We start from the raw sequence: 18634 nt of genomic DNA on the forward strand, positions 1-18634 counted from the left end.
TCATTCCATGAAAAACGCCCCGACTGGCGGGGCGCGTTGTCAACCTTGAACTGCTCGCTGCAGGTCGGCGCGCGGCGAATCGACACATACCATTCGATTCGCTCCAGCCGCCCAGTCTACTTACTTTTTGCTCGAGCTGCTGTCGTCGCGATCGCGATTCCTGCGACTGCTGCGGTCGCTGTCGCCACCACCGTCCTTGCTCTTGCTGTCTTTACCGTCCTTGCCATCTTGCTCCGCCTTCTCGCGCTCACGGCGTTCGCGGCGTGCGGCGCGATCATCCTTCGGCGCTTCCTTGTCCTTGGCGGTATCGGCTTCGGTCTTTTCAGGCACCGGCGGCGGCACCACGGTCGGGATGTTTTTGGCCGCCATGTATTCGTGCATGTCCTTCCAGCCCGCAAAAATGCCCGCCTTCAGCTTGTCGGGATTACGCTGGTAGCAATCTTCCAGGCTCTGACCGGCCTGGCGGCAGCCCGCTCCCAGCGCGATGCCTTCGGCCTTGGCTTCTTCCGGCGTCTGCTTGGGTTTGGTGAAGCTGGCGACATAGTCGCAGGCGCTGAGCGAGAAGCTCAGGGCCAGCATGGCAATCAGCTTGACGCCGTGGCTACGCAAAATCGGTGTTGAAGAAGGTGACGACATTACAGCCCTCGATTAATTATTGTTAAATCGTCAATAAAAAAGGCTATCGCAAAACGGATTTGCAACAGCCTTTCCAGAACACATCGTCTGGTCATTGATCCGCCCAAGATATTTTCTTAGACATCGCCTGACAAGCATGCGAAGAAAAGAAGCCAAATTAGGCCGGATCAATCAAAAATGACGCTTGAAACCGATTATTTTGCCGAAACCAGCGCCACGGTCGTGTCCAGCATGCGGTTCGAGAAGCCCCACTCGTTGTCATACCACGACGAAACCTTGACCAGACGACCGGAGACCTTGGTCAGGGTCGAGTCGAAGTTCGACGATGCCGGGTTGTGGTTGAAGTCGACGGACACCAGCGGCTCGGTGTTGTAAGTCAGGATGCCCTTCAGCGGGCCGGCTTCGGAAGCCGCCTTCATGATGGCGTTGACTTCATCCACGGTCGTGTCGCGCGCGGCGATGAACGACAGGTCGACGATCGAGACGTTGATGGTCGGCACGCGGATCGCATAGCCGTCCAGCTTGCCGTTCAGTTCAGGCAACACCAGGCCGACTGCGGAAGCGGCGCCGGTCTTTGCCGGGATCATCGATTGCGTGGCCGAACGGGCGCGGCGCAGGTCTTCGTGATAGACGTCGGTCAGGACCTGGTCGTTGGTGTAAGCGTGGACGGTTGTCATCAGGCCGTTGACCAGACCGATCTTCTCGTGCAGCGGCTGGACCAGCGGCGCCAGGCAGTTGGTGGTGCACGATGCGTTGGAAATCACGGTGTCGGTGGCCTTCAGAACGCCGTCATTGACGCCGAACACGACAGTCGCGTCGACATCCTTGCCGCCCGGTGCGGAGATGATGACTTTCTTGGCGCCGCCCTTCAGGTGGGCGCTGGCCTTTTCTTTGGTGGTGAAGAAGCCGGTGCATTCCAGCACGACGTCAACCTTCAGCTCGCCCCATGGCAGTTCTGCCGGATTGCGTTGCGCCAGCACCTTGATGCGGTCGCCGTTGACGACGATCGAGTCGCCGTCGACTGTCACGGTGCCCGGGAACTTGCCGTGGGTGGTGTCGTATTGAGTCAGGTGGGCGTTGGTCTTCGGATCGCCGAGGTCGTTGATCGCCACGATCTGGATGTCGTGTTTTTTGCCGCCTTCGTAGTGAGCGCGGAGGATGTTGCGGCCGATGCGGCCATAGCCATTGATTGCGACGCGGATAGTCATGTTTTCTCCTTAAGAAACAGTAGTAATTTTGCCGATGGAACCGATGTCGCGCCAGCCGTAGGCGACTTCGATCAAATCCAGTTCATCCCACTTGAAGGTCTGTTCTGCCAGCAGCAGCGCATCGAGGTGCGCGTAAAAGTCACGTGCCTTTTTGTTCTGCGCCAATACCCAGACCAGCATGTTGGGCGCACCTGCCGCGCCCAGTGTTGCCGCCACTTCGGTCAGCAGGCGGCGTCCGATGCCGGCGCGCTGGGCCGAAGGTAAAACGTACAAAGCCGTCAGTTCGGCATCGAAATCCAGCTTGCGTTCCGCCAGTGTGATGCCGGCGGCGAAACCCACCAGTTCGCCTTCCGTTTCCGCCACGAAGGTGCAGGCGGCGTCGGACGCTGCGCCCAGCACGCGCGTCCACATGCGCGTGCTGTCTTCCACCTTCATGCCATCCAGGTAGGCATCCGGAATCAGGCCGCGATACGCTGCGCGCCAGCTGTCGATGCGCACCTGAGCGATCAGGGCGGCATCGTCGACCGTCGCGCGCCGGACCGTTACCGGCCCGACGACGTTGGTGATGTCCTGCCCCGGGACCTTGCCGGCGAGACTCATGCCAGGATCAACTTGGCCTTGGCGACGACGTTCTCGACGGTGAAGCCGAAATGCTTGAACAACACGCCGGCCGGAGCCGATTCACCGAAAGTGTCGATGCCGATCACAGCACCTTCCAGGCCGACATACTTGTGCCATGTGGAAGTCACGCCGGCTTCGATCGCCACGCGCGGCACGCCGTGTTGCAGGACGCTGGCCTTGTAGGCCGAGTCCTGGCGGTCGAACACGTCAGTGCTCGGCATCGAGACGATGCGCGCCGGGATGCCTTGCGCCGCCAGTTCATCGGCCGCCTTGACCGCCAGTTCGATTTCCGAACCGGTGGCGATCAGGATGATCTTGGCGTCCTTGGCTTCTCTGAGGATGTAGCCGCCGCGCTTGATGTCCGCGACTTGCTGCGGGGTGCGCTCCTGGAACGGCAGGTTCTGGCGCGAGAAGATCAAGGTGCTCGGACCGTCGTTGCGCTTGACTGCCTGTTCCCACGCAACAGCCGATTCGACCGTGTCGCATGGACGCCAGTTGTCCAGGTTCGGGATCAGGCGCAGGCTGGAAACGTGTTCCACCGATTGGTGCGTAGGACCGTCTTCGCCCAGGCCGATGGAATCATGCGTGAACACGAACAGCGCGCGCAGCTTCATCAGCGCGGCCATGCGCAGCGCATTGCGGCTGTAATCGGAGAAGGTCAGGAAGGTCGCGCCGAACGGAATGTAGCCGCCATGCAGGGCGATGCCGTTCATGATCGCGCTCATGCCGAATTCACGCACGCCGTAGTTGATGTGATTGCCGGCGACGTCGGCGCGCACGGCCACCGATTCTTTCCAGTTGGTCAGATTGGAGCCGGTCAGGTCGGCCGAACCGCCGAGGAATTCAGGCAGCACTTGCGCGTAAGCCTGGATCGCGTTCTGGCTGGCCTTGCGGGTGGCGATGGTTTCTTTCTTCTCGATGGTGCTGGCGATGTAAGCCTGCACTGCCGCGTCGAAACCTGCCGGCAACTCGCCCTTGAGGCGGCGCACCAGCTCGGCGGCCTCGGTCGGGTACTTGGCCTGGTATGCCTGGTACAGCTTGTTCCAGTCGGCTTCCAGTTGCTGGCCTTGCGCCTTGCCGTCCCATGCGGAATAGATGTCGGCAGGAATTTCGAACGGCGCCGAAGTCCAGCCCAGCGCTTCGCGCACGGCCGCGACTTCCTTGTCGCCCAGCGCCGCGCCGTGGACCTTGTCGGTGCCGGCCAGGTTCGGCGAGCCTTTGCCGATCACGGTCTTGCAGCAGATCAGGGTCGGCTTGTCGGCCAGCTTGGCTTGATGAATGGCGGAGTTGACTGCCTCGACGTTGTGGCCGTCGACCGCCGGAATCACGTTCCAGCCGTAGGCTTCGAAACGCTTCGGGGTATCGTCCTTGAACCAGCCTTCGACCTTGCCGTCGATGGAGATGCCGTTGTCGTCGTACAGCACGATCAGCTTGGACAGGCGCAATGTGCCGGCCAGCGAGCAGGCTTCGTGCGAGATGCCTTCCATCAGGCAGCCGTCGCCGACGAAAGCGTATGTGTAGTGATCGACCACTGCCAGGTCAGGCTTGTTGAATTCTGCAGCCAGCAGCTTTTCAGCCAGCGCCATGCCGACGGCGTTGGTGATGCCCTGGCCCAGCGGACCGGTGGTGGTTTCGACACCCGGCGTGATGTGGACTTCCGGATGGCCGGCGGTCTTGGAATGCAGTTGGCGGAAGTTCTTGATCTCTTCCATCGGCAGGTCGTAGCCGGTCAGGTGCAGCAAGGCGTATTGCAGCATTGAGCCGTGGCCGTTGGACAGCACGAAGCGGTCGCGGTTGGCCCATTGCGGATTGGTCGGGTTGTGGCGATAGTGCTTGGCCCACAATGCGACTGCGATTTCCGCCATCCCCATCGGCGCGCCTGGGTGTCCTGAGTTTGCTTTCTGTACTGCGTCCATTGCCAGCGCGCGGATCGCGTTGGCCATCTTGTCGGTAGGGAGTGTGGAAGTCATGTCGATGTCAAAGAGTTGCGGATTGCGGTCGAACTACGTCGTTACGAATAATTCGGTCTTAACCGGACCTAACATTAATTAACGCGCGCATGTCGGATGCCTTGCCGGTCGGCCCGGATGAACTCCCGGAACGAGCCAGACTGAGCCAACTATTTTACCAGAGACCAGCCCGAAGAATTAAAATCGCCCCATGCCGGCAGCGCATTACGGCATGTCAAAAAACAATTTTTTACACGTTTTGCCGCCGCTGCAGGGTAAATCGCTTCAAACCGTTGCCAATTGCCATTTTTCTATCGGATCGCCCATCACATGCCCCGCTTTTATTGTCCCGACTCCCTGGCCATCGGCACGATGCTGGCTCTGCCCGATCAGGTCGCGCACCATGTCCAGGTGATCCGGATGCAACTGGGCAATCCGATCACGCTGTTCAACGGCCAGGGCGGCGAATATACGGCCGTCATTACGCAGATGGAAAAGAAGCGCGTGCACGCCGAGGTCAAGACTTTCTCGCCGCGCGAAGCCGAGCTGTCCTACGCCGTCACGCTGGCGCAGGCGCTGCCGGAAGCCTCGAAGATGGACTGGATCATCGAAAAGGCCATGGAACTGGGCGTAGCCGCAATCCAGCCGCTGGCGGCGCAACGCTGCGTGGTGCGACTCAACAGCGAGCGCGCCGAAAAGAAACAAAGCCACTGGCAAGGCATCATCCAAGCCGCCGCCGAACAAAGCGGCCGCAACCGTCTGGCGCATCTGGCCCCGCTGACTGAATTCAACAGCTGGATCGGCCAGAGCGACCTGCACAAGCGTATCCTGTTGTCGCCACGCGGCGAGCAATCGCTGTCGGACTGGGCGCGCCATCACCCGGCGCAGGCGCTGAGTCTGATAGTCGGCCCGGAAGGCGGCTTTACCGAGGCCGAAGAAAACCTCGCCTGCGACCAGGGCGCGCTGATGCTGTCGATAGGACCGCGCGTGCTGCGCACCGAAACCGCCGGCCTCGGCGCGCTGGCTGCAATCAATGCGATCTGGGGCGAGATGTAACAACAAAACAAGGAGGGAGAAACCCGCAATATCTCCCTTTTTTTCGACAACGCCGGAGAGCGCCAGCCGTTGCACTACCTCACGTTGCGTCTTTTCTGCAACTCATCTCCGGTCATGCAGTCATTCCGGAGCCGCACCCCACTTTTTGACTCAGGAGAATTTTCATGGGCTTACTCGACAGCGTACTCGGCGCACTCGCCAATAATACAAACGATGTGAACGCCGGCGGCGATCCCAAAGCAGCGCTGATTCAGGCGGTACTCGGCATGCTGGCCGCCAATCAGTCCGGCGGCGCCTCGGGAGGATCAGGTGGACTCGGTGGACTGGGCGGCTTGCTCGGCAACCTGCAAAACGCCGGCCTCGGCCAGATTGTCGACTCCTGGATCGGCACCGGCCAAAACCAGCCGGTGTCGGGCGATCAGCTGGCGCAAGCGCTGGGCGACGATCAGTTGAGCGGCCTGGCGCAAACGTCCGGCATTCCGCAAAGCGACATCGCCGGCCATCTGGCCCAGATTCTTCCCGGCCTGGTCGATCACTTGACGCCAAACGGCCAGATGCCCCAATCCGGTGGCGATCTCGGTTCGGAAATCGGCAACCTGCTTGGCGGCTTTCTCGGCGGCAAGTCAGCCTGATTCCCGTGACGCTCGCCGGAGCAATCGCCACGCCATCATTGCCGGTTAATCACTAGCTGCATGCCAAGGAAAACATTCAAAAACGACAACATCCCTCATGCCCGGAATAGCCGGAAGCGCTTGATTGCCGCCGTTTCGCCGCCAAATCAGGGGTAGGCCTTCGAAAACATTTATAATGGAAGGCTTTTGCAACGGCATCACTCTTAACCTCTTCCATGAAGGTATTTCGCGGACTTCCCAATGCTGAATCGCGTGCGCCCTGCGCGCTGACGATCGGCAACTTCGACGGCGTGCACCGTGGCCACCAGGCGCTGCTGGCGCAGGTGCGCGAAGCTGCAACCCGCCTGAACCTGGATGCCGCCGTGATGACGTTCGAACCGCATCCGCGCGAGTTCTTCGCGCAATTGGCCGGCACTCCGGAAAAAGCCCCGCAACGCATCGCCAACCTGCGCGACAAGCTGCAATCGCTGTCCAACGCCGGCGTCGACCGCGTGATCGTCGAACATTTCAACAGCAAATTCGCCTCCCTGTCGCCGCAAGACTTCATTGAAAAGATCCTGATCCAAGGTCTGCATGTGCGCTGGCTGCTGGTGGGCGAGGATTTCTGCTTCGGCTCGCGCCGCGCCGGCAATATCCAGACACTGATCGACGCCGGCAAGCAATACGGTTTTGAAGTGCACACCATGCCGAACGTCAACAACGAAGGCGTGCGCATCTCGTCGTCGGCGATCCGCGCGGCGCTGGCGAAAGCTGACTTCCCGCATGCGCGCCAGTTGCTGGGCCATTCTTATGCGATTTCCGGCCACGTGGTGCACGGCAAGAAACTTGGCCGCACCATCGGCTTCCCGACGCTGAACATGCGCGTGCGCCATAAGCATCCGGCGCTTTCGGGCATCTTCATCGTGCAGGTGCATGGACTCGGCGACAAACCCTTGCCGGCCGTCGCCAGCCTGGGCGTGCGCCCGACGGTGGACGACAGCGGCCGCGTGCTTCTGGAAACGCATATCTTCGATTACAGCGGCGATTGCTATGGCAAACTGCTGCGCGTGGAATTCCTGAAGAAGATTCGCGACGAAGAGAAATACGTCGACCTGCCGACATTGACGGCAGCCATTGAACGCGATGCGCAACAGGCGCGCGCCTGGTTCAAGGAACAGGCGAGTTTCGCCGTCTCCGCCACCGACCGAATTTGACGCTGGCCCGCCCCGCTCGCCGGCAGTGATTTGCGGCGACGCTTCTTACGGCTGCAGCCGTTACCGATTTCCAGAATTTAACTGAAAACAACTTATGTCGAACAACGAATCCTCCAAGTCAAACAAGCAGGGCAAACCTGAAGGCAAGCCGGCCGGCAAGTATCCGGTCAACATGACCGAGACTGCCTTCCCGATGCGCGGCGACCTCGCCAAGCGCGAGCCCCAATGGGTCAAGGAATGGCAAAGCAAGAAGCTCTATCAGCGCATCCGCCAGGCATCGGCCGGCCGCCCGAAGTTCATCCTGCATGACGGTCCGCCGTATGCCAACGGTGAGATCCATCTGGGCCACGCCGTCAACAAGATCCTGAAAGACATGATCGTCAAGGCCCGCAACATGGCCGGCTTCGACGCGCAATACGTACCGGGCTGGGATTGCCACGGCATGCCCATCGAAATCCAGATCGAGAAGAAATACGGCAAGAACCTGCCGGTGGCCGAAGTGCAAGCCAAGGCGCGCGCTTACGCCAATGAGCAGATCGAGCTGCAAAAGAAGGATTTCATCCGTCTGGGCGTATTGGGCGAATGGGACAATCCATACAAGACCATGAATTTCTCCAACGAAGCCGATGAGCTGCGCGCACTCGGCACGATTTTGGAGAAGGGTTACGTCTATCGCGGCCTGAAGCCGGTCAACTGGTGTTTCGACTGCGGCTCCGCATTGGCGGAAGCGGAAGTCGAATACCAGGACAAGCGCGACCCGGCCATCGACGTCGGCTTTCCCTTCGCGGAACACGACAAGATCGCCAAGGCTTTCGGCCTGAGCAAGCTGCCAACGGATAAAGGCTACGTCGTCATCTGGACCACCACGCCATGGACCATCCCGTCCAACCAGGCGCTGAACGTGCATCCGGAGTTCGATTACGCGCTGGTGCAGACCGAGCGCAATGGCGAGCCGACGCTGCTGATCCTGGCCAACGACCTGGTCGAATCCTGCCTGCAACGCTTTGGACTGGAAGGCAAGATCATCGCCACCGCCAAGGGCGAGGCGTTGTCGCTGATCGCCTTCCATCATCCGCTGGCGACCGCCGACAAGGGCTACGACCGCTTGTCGCCGATCTACCTCGGCGACTACGTGACCGCCGACAGCGGCACCGGCATCGTCCACTCGGCGCCTGCCTACGGTATCGAAGACTTTATCTCGTGCAAGGCGCACGGCATGAAGGACGACGCCATCATCAGCCCGGTCATGGGCGATGGCCGCTACGCGTCGTCGCTGCCGCTGTTTGCCGGCCTGACGATCTGGGAAGCGTCGAAGCCGATCTGCGCCAAGCTGGAAGAAGTCGGCTCGCTGTTCAAGCTGGTGATGTTCGATCACAGCTACATGCACTGCTGGCGCCACAAGACGCCGATCATCTATCGCGCTACTTCGCAGTGGTTCGCGAGCATGGACAACACGCCGAAGGACGGCGGCAAGAGCTTGCGCGAAACCGCGCTGCAAGGCATCGAAGACACCGCCTTCTTCCCAGCCTGGGGCAAGGCGCGCCTGCACGGCATGATCGCCAACCGCCCCGACTGGACACTGTCGCGCCAACGCCAATGGGGCGTGCCGATGGCCTTCTTCGTGCACAAGGAAACCGGCCTGCTGCATCCGCGCACGCCCGAGCTGCTGGAACAGATCGCCCAGCGCATCGAGCAAGACGGCATCGAAGCATGGCAGGCGCTGGATCCGAAGGAATTGCTGGGCGACGAGGCCGATCAATACCTGAAGAACAAGGACACGCTGGACGTCTGGTTCGACTCCGGCTCGACGCATCAAACCGTGCTGCGCGGGTCACACAAGGACGAGCTCCAGTTTCCGGCCGACCTGTACCTGGAGGGTTCCGACCAGCATCGCGGCTGGTTCCACTCCTCGCTGCTGACATCGTCGATGCTCAACGGCCGCGCGCCATACAAGGCCCTGCTGACGCACGGCTTCGTGGTCGACGGCGAAGGCCGCAAGATGTCGAAGTCGCTCAAGAACGGCGTCGAGCCGCAAAAAGTGGCCGACTCGCTGGGCGCGGAAATCCTGCGCCTGTGGGTGGCCTCGAGCGACTACTCCGGCGAGATCTCGATCTCCGACGAAATCCTCAAGCGCGTGACTGAAGCCTATCGCCGCATCCGCAATACGCTGCGCTTCCTGCTGGCCAACACGGCCGATTTCGACATGGCCAAGAACGCCGTGCCGGTCGCCGAGATGCTGGAAATCGATCGCTATGCGATCGCCAACATGGCCAACCTGCAGAAGGAAATCCTGGCGCATTACGAGACCTACGAGTTCCATCCGGTGGTCTCCAAGCTGCAGATGTATTGCTCGGAAGACCTGGGCGGCTTCTACCTCGACATCCTCAAGGATCGCCTCTACACCAGCGGCGTCGATTCGCACGCGCGCCGCTCCGCGCAGACCGCGATCTGGCACATCACCCAGGCGCTGCTGCGCCTGATGGCGCCGACGCTGTCGTTCACGGCGGAAGAAGCCTGGAGCTTCTTCGCCGGCAAGGAAGCGTTTGCCGACAGCAGCGAAACCATCTTCACGCAGACCTATTACACGCTGCCGGAAGTGGCGCAAGCCGAGGCGCTGGTGGCCAAGTTCAACGTGCTGCACGAAGTGCGCGCGAGCGTGACCAAGCAACTGGAAGAAGTCCGCATCGCCGGCAACATCGGTTCGTCGTTGCAGGCGGAAGTCGAACTCAAGGTCAGCGGCGACAAGGTGGCTTTGCTGCAAAGCCTGGGCGACGATCTGAAGTTCGTGCTGATCACTTCTGCGGCCAAGGTCACTGCGGTGGCGACGGAAGCCGACGAAGCCATCGTCGTCACGCCGTCGGCCAATCAGAAATGCGAACGCTGCTGGCACTATCGCGCGGACGTCATTCCGCACGGCCAGCATGCCGAGCACGAAGGCCTGTGCGGCCGTTGCATCGCCAATCTGTTCGGCAGCGGTGAAGACCGCCATTTCGCTTAATCGTCAGACCACTCAATCCGGCACGCGACGAAAAACGCATGCCGGATTTCTTCAATGACATCATCCACGTCCGCATTCATCTTCCATGGCTTCCAATAAAAAACGCCTCATGCCCAGCTCCAGCAACAACAACAGCCTGCTGCCATGGCTGGGCATTTCGCTGATCATATTGCTGCTGGATCAGCTGTCCAAGATCACCATCGTCAAACTGTTCCACTACGGCGAATCGCGTCCGGTCACCGGCTTCTTCAACCTGGTGCTGGTCTATAACAAGGGCGCGGCATTCAGCTTCCTGGCGGCTGAGTCGGGCTGGCAGCGTCACCTGTTCACCGCCATCGGCATCGCCGCCGCGATCTACATCGTCTACCTGCTGCGCAAGCACGCCGGCCAACGCATGTTTTGCTGGGCGCTGGCGCTGATCCTGGGCGGCGCCGTGGGCAATGTGATCGACCGCATCCTGTACGGCCACGTGATCGATTTCCTCGACGTCTTCATCGGCAACTGGCATTGGCCGGCCTTCAACATCGCCGATAGTGCGATCTGCGTGGGTGCGGTATTGTTCGTGCTGGATGAATTGCGCCGCGTCGGCAAATAGATGACGGACGGCAAGGCTGCGAATGATTGTGATCGCGCAGTCGTCATGATTGAGTTCTATAAGGAGTAAGGCAATGGATCTCGCTGGCAAAAAAATCCTTCTCGGCCTGACCGGCGGCGTGGCCTGCTACAAGGCTGCCGAACTGGCGCGCGGTCTCGGCAAGGCAGGCGCTTCGGTGCAGGTCGTCATGACGCAGGCGGCGACGCAGTTCATCACGACCGTCACCATGCAGGCGCTGACCGGTAACACGGTCTACACCGATCAATGGGATGCGCGCATCGGGAACAACATGCCGCACATCGATCTCACGCGCGGCATCGACGCGATCGTGATCGTGCCCTGCTCCACCGATTTCATTTTCAAACTGGCCCACGGCGCTTGCGACGACCTGCTGTCGACGCTGTGCGTGGCGCGTCCGCATGGCGTGCCGCTGCTGGTCGCCCCGGCCATGAACGTCGAGATGTGGCAAAACCCGGCGACCCAGCGCAACATCGCGCAGGTGCAGCAGGACGGCATCAAGCTGCTCGGTCCCGATTCGGGCGACCAGGCCTGCGGCGAAGTCGGCTATGGCCGCATGCTGGAGCCGGAACAACTGCTGGAAGAAATCATTGCGGCGTTCCAGCCGAAGTTGCTGGCCGGGCGTCGCGTACTGCTGACCGCCGGCCCGACGTTCGAGCCGATTGATCCGGTGCGCGGCATCACCAATCTGTCGTCGGGAAAGATGGGCTACGCGGTGGCGCGCGCCGCGCGGGAAGCCGGCGCCGAAGTCCTGCTGGTGTCCGGACCGACGGCGCTGGATGCGCCGTTCGGCGTGCGCCGCATTGATGTACGGACGGCGCAGCAGATGCACGACGCCGTGTTCGCCAATATTACCGGCCAGGATATCTTCGTGGCTGTCGCTGCGGTGGCCGACTGGCGCGTCGCCAACGTCAGCGATCGGAAGCTCAAGAAAAGCGCCGACGACGACAGCCTCAAACTGGCTTTCGAACAAAATGCCGACATCCTCGCCGACGTCGCCGCCTTGCCCAAACGTCCGTATTGCGTCGGCTTCGCCGCCGAGTCCGAAAACCTCGAACAATACGGCGCTGCTAAACGCGTGAAGAAAAATATTCCCCTGCTGGTCGGCAACATCGGCCACGAGACTTTCGGCAAGGACGAAAACGCGCTGACGCTGTTCGACGACAAGGGCCATACCAGCCTGCCGCGCGCCGACAAGCAGACGCTGGCACGGCAACTGGTGCGCGAGATCGCGTATCGCTTGTCCGCAGCAAGCACGCACTGATTTTTAATTTTCACTATTTTGCTTCCCATGAAAACTATCGACGTCAAAATCCTCGACCCGCGCATGAAAGACCAACTTCCCGCCTACGCCACCGCCGGCAGCGCCGGCCTGGACCTGCGCGCCTGCCTGGACGCGCCGCTGACGATCGCCCCGGGAACCACGCATCTGATCCCGACCGGCCTGGCGATCCACGTGGCCGATCCCGGCTATGCCGCGCTCATCCTGCCGCGCAGCGGTCTCGGCCACAAGCACGGCATCGTGCTGGGCAATCTGGTGGGGCTGATCGACTCCGACTATCAGGGACAGTTGATGGTCTCCACATGGAACCGCGGCCAGACCGAGTTTGTCCTAAACCCGATGGAGCGCGTGGCGCAACTTGTGATCGTTCCGGTCATGCAAGTGGGCTTCAATGTGGTCGAAGAATTCGACAGCAGTGAACGCGGCGCAGGCGGCTTCGGCAGTACCGGCAAACACTAAGGAGATCACTGGATGCACGCTCGACACCTGGCTTATTGGGGAAAAATAAAAATCGCGCTGGCAGTCATGCCGGCGGCATTGCTCGCTGCATGTGTAACACCGCAAGACAACAATGCCCTCAATAAACCTGCGCAATCCGCCACGGCGCCGGTGGCCGTCAAGGCACAGGTGTTGACGCCAGAGCAGAGCGCATTGCGCGTGCTGACTGCGCAGCAGGACCGGCTGTACAACGTTGCCGCGCCGCTGTTGACCGCCAATGCGCAGCTGTGCCGCGGCAACGCGCGCAACCTGCTCGGCTTCACCGCCAAGAACAAGTATTCCTATCCGAGCGAGTTCGCCGATGCGGCGCAGTCGCTGGGCTTCGACGATCGCCTGCAAGTCACCGGCGTGCTGCCCGGCAGCGGCGCCGCCAAGAGCGGCGTGCAACGCGGCGATGTGCTGATGGCGGTGGCCGACAAGCCGCTGCAGCAAGGCCCCGACGCCGAACGTCAAGCCGCCAATCTGCTGGGGCCGCTCGTCACCGGCCGTGCGCCGGTCAAGCTGACCCTGTTGCGCAACAAGGCGCAGCAGACCGCCATCGTGCCGCTGACGCTGGCCTGCGCCTTCAGCATCGAGCTGGGCAACGCCGACAACGTCAACACCTACGCCGACGGCCGTCGTGTGCTGATCACGCGCGGCATGATGAATTTCGCCAGGACCGATGAAGAGTTGGCCTACCTGATCGCCAAGGACATGGCCCACAATTCGCTGGGCCATGCAATTCGCCAGCGCATGGTGGCGACCACCGGCAGCGTCATCGACAACCTGATGCGCGCGCGCCCTGATCCGACTGCTGCTGCGGGCACCGGCGGCATTCGCCCGTATCCGCAGGATCTCGACGCGGCAGCCGACAACCTGGCCTTGTACATGCTGGTGCGCGCCGGCTATGGCATCGACGGCTATGCGGCGTTCTGGCAGCGGCTGGCGACGCAGTATCCGGTCAGCGTGCCAAGCGGCTATACCGCGCTGCATCCCGGTACAGCCTATCGCATGACGGCGATCGACAAGTCTGTGCAGGCGCTCAAGGCCAAGCAGGCGGCAGGCAAGCCGCTGACGCCGTGATGTGAGGGCGCGCGTGGACTCCTGACGTCCTGTGCTTGCCACGGAGCGTCTGCGTGACCTACGGATGCCTCCGACTGCAACGGCAAATTACCGTCTCAGCGCCAAGCGACATCAGAACACACCGCAAAAACAAAAAGGCCGGAACGATCAAACGTTCCGGCCTTTTTGCTTGCCCGCTCCTGACACCTCTTGCGACGCGTCGGGATTGCTTGCGGCTTACTCGACTTCCAGCTTCTCTTGCGGCTCTTCCGGCGGCGGCGTCGGATCGTCGCCTTCGGGGAATTCCAGCTTGACCTGATCCTTGTCGTCCAGCTCGACGGTGACACGACCGCCCGTCACCAGACGGCCAAACAGCAGTTCGTCGGCCAGCGCCTTGCGGATCATGTCCTGGATCAGACGCGACATCGGACGCGCACCCATCAGCGGATCGAAGCCCTTCTTGCTCAGGAACTTGCGCAATGCATCCGAGAATACGGCTTCCACCTTCTTCTCGTGCAACTGCTCTTCCAATTGCATCAGGAACTTGTCGACCACGCGCAGGATGATTTCTTCATTCAACGCGCCGAAGCTGATGATTGCATCCAGACGGTTGCGGAATTCAGGCGTGAACATACGCTTGATATCCGCCATCTCGTCGCCGGCTTCCTTCTTGTCGGTAAAGCCGATCGAACGCTTTTGCAGGCTTTCTGCGCCGGCATTCGTGGTCATCACGATGATGACATTGCGGAAGTCGGTCTTGCGGCCGTTGTTGTCGGTCAGCGTGCCGTGATCCATCACCTGCAGCAGGATATTGAAGATATCCGGATGCGCCTTTTCGATTTCGTCGAGCAGCAGCACGGCGTGCGGCTTCTTGGTGATCGCTTCGGTCAGCAGACCGCCCTGGTCGAAACCGACGTAGCCCGGAGGCGCGCCGATCAGGCGGCTGACTGCATGACGCTCCATGTATTCGGACATGTCGAAACGGATCAGCTCGATGCCGAGGATGAACGCAAGTTGCTTCGCCACTTCGGTCTTGCCCACGCCGGTAGGACCGGAGAACAGGAAGGAGCCGATCGGCTTGTCGGTCTTGCCAAGGCCGGCGCGCGCCATCTTGATCGCCGACGCCAGCGCTTCAATCGCCGGATCCTGACCGAACACGACATTCTTGAGGTCGCGATCAATCGTTTGCAGCTTGGTGCGGTCGTCCTGGTTGACCGATTGCGGCGGAATGCGCGCGATCTTGGAAATGATTTCCTCAATCTCGGACTTGCCGATGGTCTTCTTCTGCTTCGACTTCGGCAGGATCCGTTGCGCTGCACCGGCTTCGTCGATGACGTCGATCGCCTTGTCGGGCAGATGACGGTCATTGATGAAGCGTGCGGCCAATTCGGCTGCCGAGGTCAGCGCCGAAGCGGAATACTTGACGCCGTGATGCTCTTCGAACTTCGACTTCAGGCCGCGCAAAATCTGAATGGTCTGTTCGACGGTCGGTTCGTTGACGTCGATCTTCTGGAAGCGACGCGACAAGGCGTGGTCTTTTTCAAAGACGCCGCGGAATTCGGTATAGGTGGTCGCGCCGATGCATTTCAGCTGGCCGCTCGACAACGCAGGCTTGAGCAGATTCGATGCATCCAGCGTACCGCCCGAGGCCGAACCGGCGCCGATGATGGTGTGGATTTCGTCAATGAACAGAATGCCGTTGGGCGCATCCTTCAATTGCTTGAGGACAGCCTTCAGACGCTGCTCGAAGTCGCCGCGATACTTCGTGCCGGCCAGCAGTGCGCCCATGTCGAGCGAATACACGACGGCGTTCTTGAGGATTTCCGGTACATCGTTTTGCGTGATGCGCCATGCCAGGCCTTCAGCGATGGCAGTCTTGCCCACGCCGGCCTCGCCGACCAGCAGCGGGTTGTTCTTGCGGCGACGGCACAGGGTCTGGATCACGCGCTCGACTTCGGCGTCGCGGCCGATCAGCGGATCGATCTTGCCTTCTGCGGCCGCCTTGTTCAGATTCTGGGTGAACTGATCGAGAGGACTTTCCTTTTGCTGGCCTTCGGTCTGCACGTCTTCCGCTCCTTCAGGCGCTTTTTGCGAATCGATCTGCTGATCCTTGCGCACACCATGAGAAATGAAATTGACTACGTCCAGGCGGGTTACGCCCTGTTGGTGCAGATAATAGACGGCATGCGAATCCTTCTCGCCGAAGATCGCCACCAGCACGTTGGCGCCGGTCACTTCCTTCTTGCCGTTGGATGCCGACTGCACGTGCATGATCGCACGCTGGATCACGCGCTGGAATCCCAGCGTCGGCTGGGTGTCGACCTCGTTCGTGCCGGGCACGGTCGGGGTGTTGTCCGTAATGAAATTGGTCAGCGTCTTGCGCAGATCGTCGATGTTGACCGAGCACGCACGCAGCACTTCCGCAGCCGATGGGTTATCCAGCAGCGCGAGGAGCAAATGTTCCACGGTGATAAATTCATGACGGGATTGTCGGGCTTCGACAAAGGCCATGTGCAAACTGACTTCCAATTCCTGCGCAATCATGCTTCCTCCATCACGCATTGCAGGGGGTGCCCTGCTTTTCGAGCGTGGGTTAAAACGAGTTCGACTTTTGTGGATGCGATATCTTTGGGATACACACCACACATACCTTTCCCATCGCGGTGAACGCTGAGCATAATCTGCGTCGCAGTTTCACGGTCTTTGTTGAAGTATTCCTGAATGACTGCGACGACGAATTCCATCGGCGTATAGTCATCATTCAACAACAATACCAGGTACATAGGAGGCGGCTTGAGCTTCTGCTCCTGCCGCGCCAGGACTGTACCGCTATCATTATCGTGCTTGGTTGCCATGCATTTATTCTAAAACCATCAATCCAATGTGCACTGCACAACATGAAGAAAATACCTAATTAGATTAGATATTACGCGTTTTCCTGATAGTGCGCAGATAACGCTCATTTATCCTAAATCAAGAGGGTTCGATTCAATTCGTGGAACAAAAGCTTAATAATTCCATTGAAAACGACTTGACTTTTGTATTTTTAACGAGAACAATGGAATTTATTGATAAGTAGTTACTGCTTGTTAATACGAAGGGGGCAAGTTTAAGGAGGGCTGCGGAAGATTCAATCTCGCGAGGCTTCTTGCTTTTACGGCTCGTGTGATTTTTTTTAATTGAAAGATGCTTTTATGGCAACAGGTACAGTCAAGTGGTTCAACGATTCTAAAGGCTTCGGCTTTATCACTCCGGATGACGGCGGTGAAGATTTGTTCGCACACTTCTCGGCAATTCAAATGAACGGCTTCAAGACCCTCAAAGAAGGTCAAAAAGTACAGTTCGAAGTCACGCAAGGCCCCAAAGGCAAGCAAGCTTCCAACATCCAGGCTCCTTAATTCGTATTAAGTCGCTTTTGTAAAAAGCTCCTGTTCCGACAGGAGCTTTTTTTACGCCCGCGCCATTTGCGGACAATATCTGGATCGGACAGTAAAAAAGGCCGGCACTCGGCACGGCCTTTCTTCCAGCATAAATCGGCTGTCGAATTGAGCGTTACAGATTCTCGATCACCGCATCGCCGAAGCCCGAACACGACACCTGCGTCGCGCCTTCCATCAGGCGCGCAAAGTCGTAGGTCACCTTCTTCGACGAAATCGTTTTCTGCATCGCCTCGATGATCAAGGCCGCCGCTTCGGTCCAGCCGATGTGGCGCAGCATCATTTCGGCCGACAGGATCAGCGAACCCGGATTGACGTAATCCTTGCCGGCATAGCGCGGCGAGGTGCCATGCGTGGCTTCGAACATCGCCACGGAATCGGACATGTTGGCTCCCGGGGCAATCCCGATGCCGCCCACTTGCGCCGCCAGTGCGTCCGAGATGTAGTCGCCGTTCAGATTCAGCGTCGCAATCACGCTGTATTCAGCGGGACGCAGCAGGATCTGCTGCATGAAGGCGTCGGCGATCACGTCCTTGACGATGATGTCGCGGCCGGTCTTCGGATTCTTGATCCTGACCCATGGGCCGTCATCGATCACCACGCCGCCGAACTCCTTCTGCGCCAGGGCATAGGCCCAGTCGCGGAAGCTGCCTTCGGTGAACTTCATGATATTGCCCTTGTGGACGATCGTCACCGATGGCTTGTCGTGGTCGATGGCGTACTGGATCGCCTTGCGCACCAGGCGCTCGGTGCCTTCCTGCGACACCGGCTTGATGCCCAGGCTGGAGGTTTCCGGGAAGCGCAGCTTCTTGACGCCCATTTCCTTGACCAGGAAGTCGATCAGCTTCTTGGCGCCATCGGTGCCTGCCTGCCATTCGATGCCGGCGTAGATGTCTTCCGAGTTTTCACGGAAGATGACCATGTTGGTCTTTTCCGGCTCGCGCAGCGGCGACGGCACACCCTTGAAATAGCGCACAGGGCGCAGGCAGACGTACAGATCCAGTTGCTGGCGCAGCGACACGTTCAGGGAACGGATGCCGCCGCCGACAGGCGTCGTCAGCGGCCCCTTGATGGACACCACGAACTCCTTGACGGCCGCAACGGTCTCTTCCGGCAGCCAGACGTCGGCGCCGTACAGCTGCGTCGATTTTTCGCCGGCGAAAATTTCCATCCAGTTGATCTTGCGCTGGTCGCCGTAAGCTTTGGCGACGGCGGCATCCACTACCTTGAGCATGACTGGCGTCACATCGCGACCGGTGCCGTCGCCCTGGATGAACGGAATGATCGGATTGTCCGGGACGTTGAGGGAAAAGTCGGCGTTGACGGTAATCTTCTTACCTTCGGCCGGCACCTGAATGTGTTGATACATTACGGTCTCCGAGAATAGTGCGGAAAAGAGGGGAATCTGACTCGCTGCGGACGCGGATGGAGGCGAACTGATCGCGCGCAACATCGCAGCCGAGGTGATTA

16 protein-coding genes are annotated in these 18634 nt (G+C 59.9%); 9 read left to right on the forward strand and 7 right to left on the reverse strand.

Annotated elements, in window-relative coordinates:
- Positions 1–120 precede the first annotated feature (120 nt).
- The 4 genes from DXT88_RS18855 to tkt form a co-directional block, all read right to left on the reverse strand.
- On the reverse strand, positions 121–636 hold the full coding sequence (locus DXT88_RS18855) for a hypothetical protein (RefSeq protein ID WP_050977639.1): 516 nt from the start codon (positions 634–636) through the stop codon (positions 121–123).
- 194 nt (positions 637–830) lie between these two features.
- Complete coding sequence (gene gap, locus DXT88_RS18860; RefSeq protein ID WP_016832950.1) at positions 831–1844, reverse strand: type I glyceraldehyde-3-phosphate dehydrogenase; 1014 nt, start codon at positions 1842–1844, stop codon at positions 831–833.
- 9 nt (positions 1845–1853) lie between these two features.
- A complete protein-coding gene (locus DXT88_RS18865) occupies positions 1854–2444 on the reverse strand; it encodes a GNAT family N-acetyltransferase (RefSeq protein ID WP_265215573.1) in 591 nt (196 codons plus the stop codon).
- On the reverse strand, positions 2441–4435 hold the full coding sequence (gene tkt / locus DXT88_RS18870; protein ID WP_265215574.1) for a transketolase: 1995 nt from the start codon (positions 4433–4435) through the stop codon (positions 2441–2443). The genes DXT88_RS18865 and tkt overlap by 4 nt, the downstream gene beginning before the upstream one ends.
- A 309-nt stretch (positions 4436–4744) precedes the next feature.
- On the opposite strand from tkt, the gene DXT88_RS18875 reads away from it, so the two are divergent.
- From DXT88_RS18875 to DXT88_RS18910, 8 genes are all read left to right on the forward strand, one after another.
- Positions 4745–5470, forward strand: a complete 726-nt coding sequence (locus DXT88_RS18875; protein ID WP_265215575.1) for a 16S rRNA (uracil(1498)-N(3))-methyltransferase — start codon at positions 4745–4747, stop codon at positions 5468–5470.
- Positions 5471–5634: 164 nt separating this feature from the next.
- Positions 5635–6102, forward strand: a complete 468-nt coding sequence (locus DXT88_RS18880; RefSeq protein ID WP_016832954.1) for a YidB family protein — start codon at positions 5635–5637, stop codon at positions 6100–6102.
- 215 nt (positions 6103–6317) lie between these two features.
- Positions 6318–7295, forward strand: a complete 978-nt coding sequence (locus DXT88_RS18885) for a bifunctional riboflavin kinase/FAD synthetase (protein ID WP_265215576.1) — start codon at positions 6318–6320, stop codon at positions 7293–7295.
- A 94-nt stretch (positions 7296–7389) separates the two neighbouring features.
- Entirely contained in the window at positions 7390–10293 is a 2904-nt protein-coding gene (gene ileS, locus DXT88_RS18890; RefSeq protein ID WP_265215577.1) for an isoleucine--tRNA ligase, read from the forward strand.
- Positions 10294–10378: 85 nt separating this feature from the next.
- Complete coding sequence (gene lspA, locus DXT88_RS18895; RefSeq protein ID WP_016834835.1) at positions 10379–10888, forward strand: signal peptidase II; 510 nt, start codon at positions 10379–10381, stop codon at positions 10886–10888.
- A 73-nt stretch (positions 10889–10961) separates the two neighbouring features.
- Positions 10962–12170: a bifunctional phosphopantothenoylcysteine decarboxylase/phosphopantothenate--cysteine ligase CoaBC gene (gene coaBC / locus DXT88_RS18900; RefSeq protein ID WP_265215578.1), complete on the forward strand. Its 1209-nt coding sequence runs from the start codon at positions 10962–10964 to the stop codon at positions 12168–12170.
- A gap of 27 nt (positions 12171–12197) precedes the next feature.
- Positions 12198–12647 (forward strand): dUTP diphosphatase, encoded by a 450-nt coding sequence (dut, locus tag DXT88_RS18905; RefSeq protein WP_265215579.1) that lies wholly within the window; start codon positions 12198–12200, stop codon positions 12645–12647.
- A gap of 12 nt (positions 12648–12659) precedes the next feature.
- Entirely contained in the window at positions 12660–13748 is a 1089-nt protein-coding gene (locus DXT88_RS18910; protein ID WP_265215580.1) for a M48 family metallopeptidase, read from the forward strand.
- 216 nt (positions 13749–13964) lie between these two features.
- Here the strand turns inward: DXT88_RS18910 and clpA are convergent, their stop codons facing one another.
- The gene (gene clpA / locus DXT88_RS18915) at positions 13965–16271 is read right to left on the reverse strand and encodes an ATP-dependent Clp protease ATP-binding subunit ClpA (RefSeq protein ID WP_016834809.1); all 2307 of its coding nucleotides are present in this window, start codon (positions 16269–16271) and stop codon (positions 13965–13967) included.
- A complete protein-coding gene (gene clpS, locus DXT88_RS18920; protein WP_016834808.1) occupies positions 16268–16582 on the reverse strand; it encodes an ATP-dependent Clp protease adapter ClpS in 315 nt (104 codons plus the stop codon). Before clpS ends, clpA begins: the two co-directional genes overlap by 4 nt.
- A gap of 339 nt (positions 16583–16921) precedes the next feature.
- Here clpS and cspE point away from each other — a divergent pair, with 339 nt between their 5' ends.
- Positions 16922–17125, forward strand: coding sequence for a transcription antiterminator/RNA stability regulator CspE (gene cspE / locus DXT88_RS18925; RefSeq protein ID WP_009665919.1), 204 nt, complete (start codon positions 16922–16924; stop codon positions 17123–17125).
- A gap of 154 nt (positions 17126–17279) precedes the next feature.
- Here cspE and icd read toward each other — a convergent pair whose 3' ends face one another.
- Positions 17280–18533: an NADP-dependent isocitrate dehydrogenase gene (icd, locus tag DXT88_RS18930; RefSeq protein ID WP_265215581.1), complete on the reverse strand. Its 1254-nt coding sequence runs from the start codon at positions 18531–18533 to the stop codon at positions 17280–17282.
- Positions 18534–18634 lie beyond the last annotated feature (101 nt).

Source organism: Herbaspirillum lusitanum, from assembly GCF_026127345.1.
In the GTDB taxonomy this organism is placed as follows: Bacteria; Pseudomonadota; Gammaproteobacteria; order Burkholderiales; family Burkholderiaceae_D; genus Herbaspirillum; species Herbaspirillum lusitanum.

What these genes read in the sequence shown, in the direction of transcription:
- cspE (WP_009665919.1), top strand. Translation starts at nt 16,922, where the DNA reads ATGGCAACAGGTACAGTCAAGTGGTTCAACGATTCTAAAGGCTTCGGC.
- coaBC (WP_265215578.1), top strand. Translation starts at nt 10,962, where the DNA reads ATGGATCTCGCTGGCAAAAAAATCCTTCTCGGCCTGACCGGCGGCGTG.
- DXT88_RS18865 (WP_265215573.1), bottom strand. Translation starts at nt 2,444, where the DNA reads ATGAGTCTCGCCGGCAAGGTCCCGGGGCAGGACATCACCAACGTCGTC.
- tkt (WP_265215574.1), bottom strand. Translation starts at nt 4,435, where the DNA reads ATGACTTCCACACTCCCTACCGACAAGATGGCCAACGCGATCCGCGCG.
- dut (WP_265215579.1), top strand. Translation starts at nt 12,198, where the DNA reads ATGAAAACTATCGACGTCAAAATCCTCGACCCGCGCATGAAAGACCAA.
- lspA (WP_016834835.1), top strand. Translation starts at nt 10,379, where the DNA reads ATGGCTTCCAATAAAAAACGCCTCATGCCCAGCTCCAGCAACAACAAC.
- DXT88_RS18875 (WP_265215575.1), top strand. Translation starts at nt 4,745, where the DNA reads ATGCCCCGCTTTTATTGTCCCGACTCCCTGGCCATCGGCACGATGCTG.
- ileS (WP_265215577.1), top strand. Translation starts at nt 7,390, where the DNA reads ATGTCGAACAACGAATCCTCCAAGTCAAACAAGCAGGGCAAACCTGAA.
- DXT88_RS18910 (WP_265215580.1), top strand. Translation starts at nt 12,660, where the DNA reads ATGCACGCTCGACACCTGGCTTATTGGGGAAAAATAAAAATCGCGCTG.
- clpA (WP_016834809.1), bottom strand. Translation starts at nt 16,271, where the DNA reads ATGATTGCGCAGGAATTGGAAGTCAGTTTGCACATGGCCTTTGTCGAA.
- gap (WP_016832950.1), bottom strand. Translation starts at nt 1,844, where the DNA reads ATGACTATCCGCGTCGCAATCAATGGCTATGGCCGCATCGGCCGCAAC.
- DXT88_RS18880 (WP_016832954.1), top strand. Translation starts at nt 5,635, where the DNA reads ATGGGCTTACTCGACAGCGTACTCGGCGCACTCGCCAATAATACAAAC.
- DXT88_RS18885 (WP_265215576.1), top strand. Translation starts at nt 6,318, where the DNA reads ATGAAGGTATTTCGCGGACTTCCCAATGCTGAATCGCGTGCGCCCTGC.
- clpS (WP_016834808.1), bottom strand. Translation starts at nt 16,582, where the DNA reads ATGGCAACCAAGCACGATAATGATAGCGGTACAGTCCTGGCGCGGCAG.
- icd (WP_265215581.1), bottom strand. Translation starts at nt 18,533, where the DNA reads ATGTATCAACACATTCAGGTGCCGGCCGAAGGTAAGAAGATTACCGTC.
- DXT88_RS18855 (WP_050977639.1), bottom strand. Translation starts at nt 636, where the DNA reads ATGTCGTCACCTTCTTCAACACCGATTTTGCGTAGCCACGGCGTCAAG.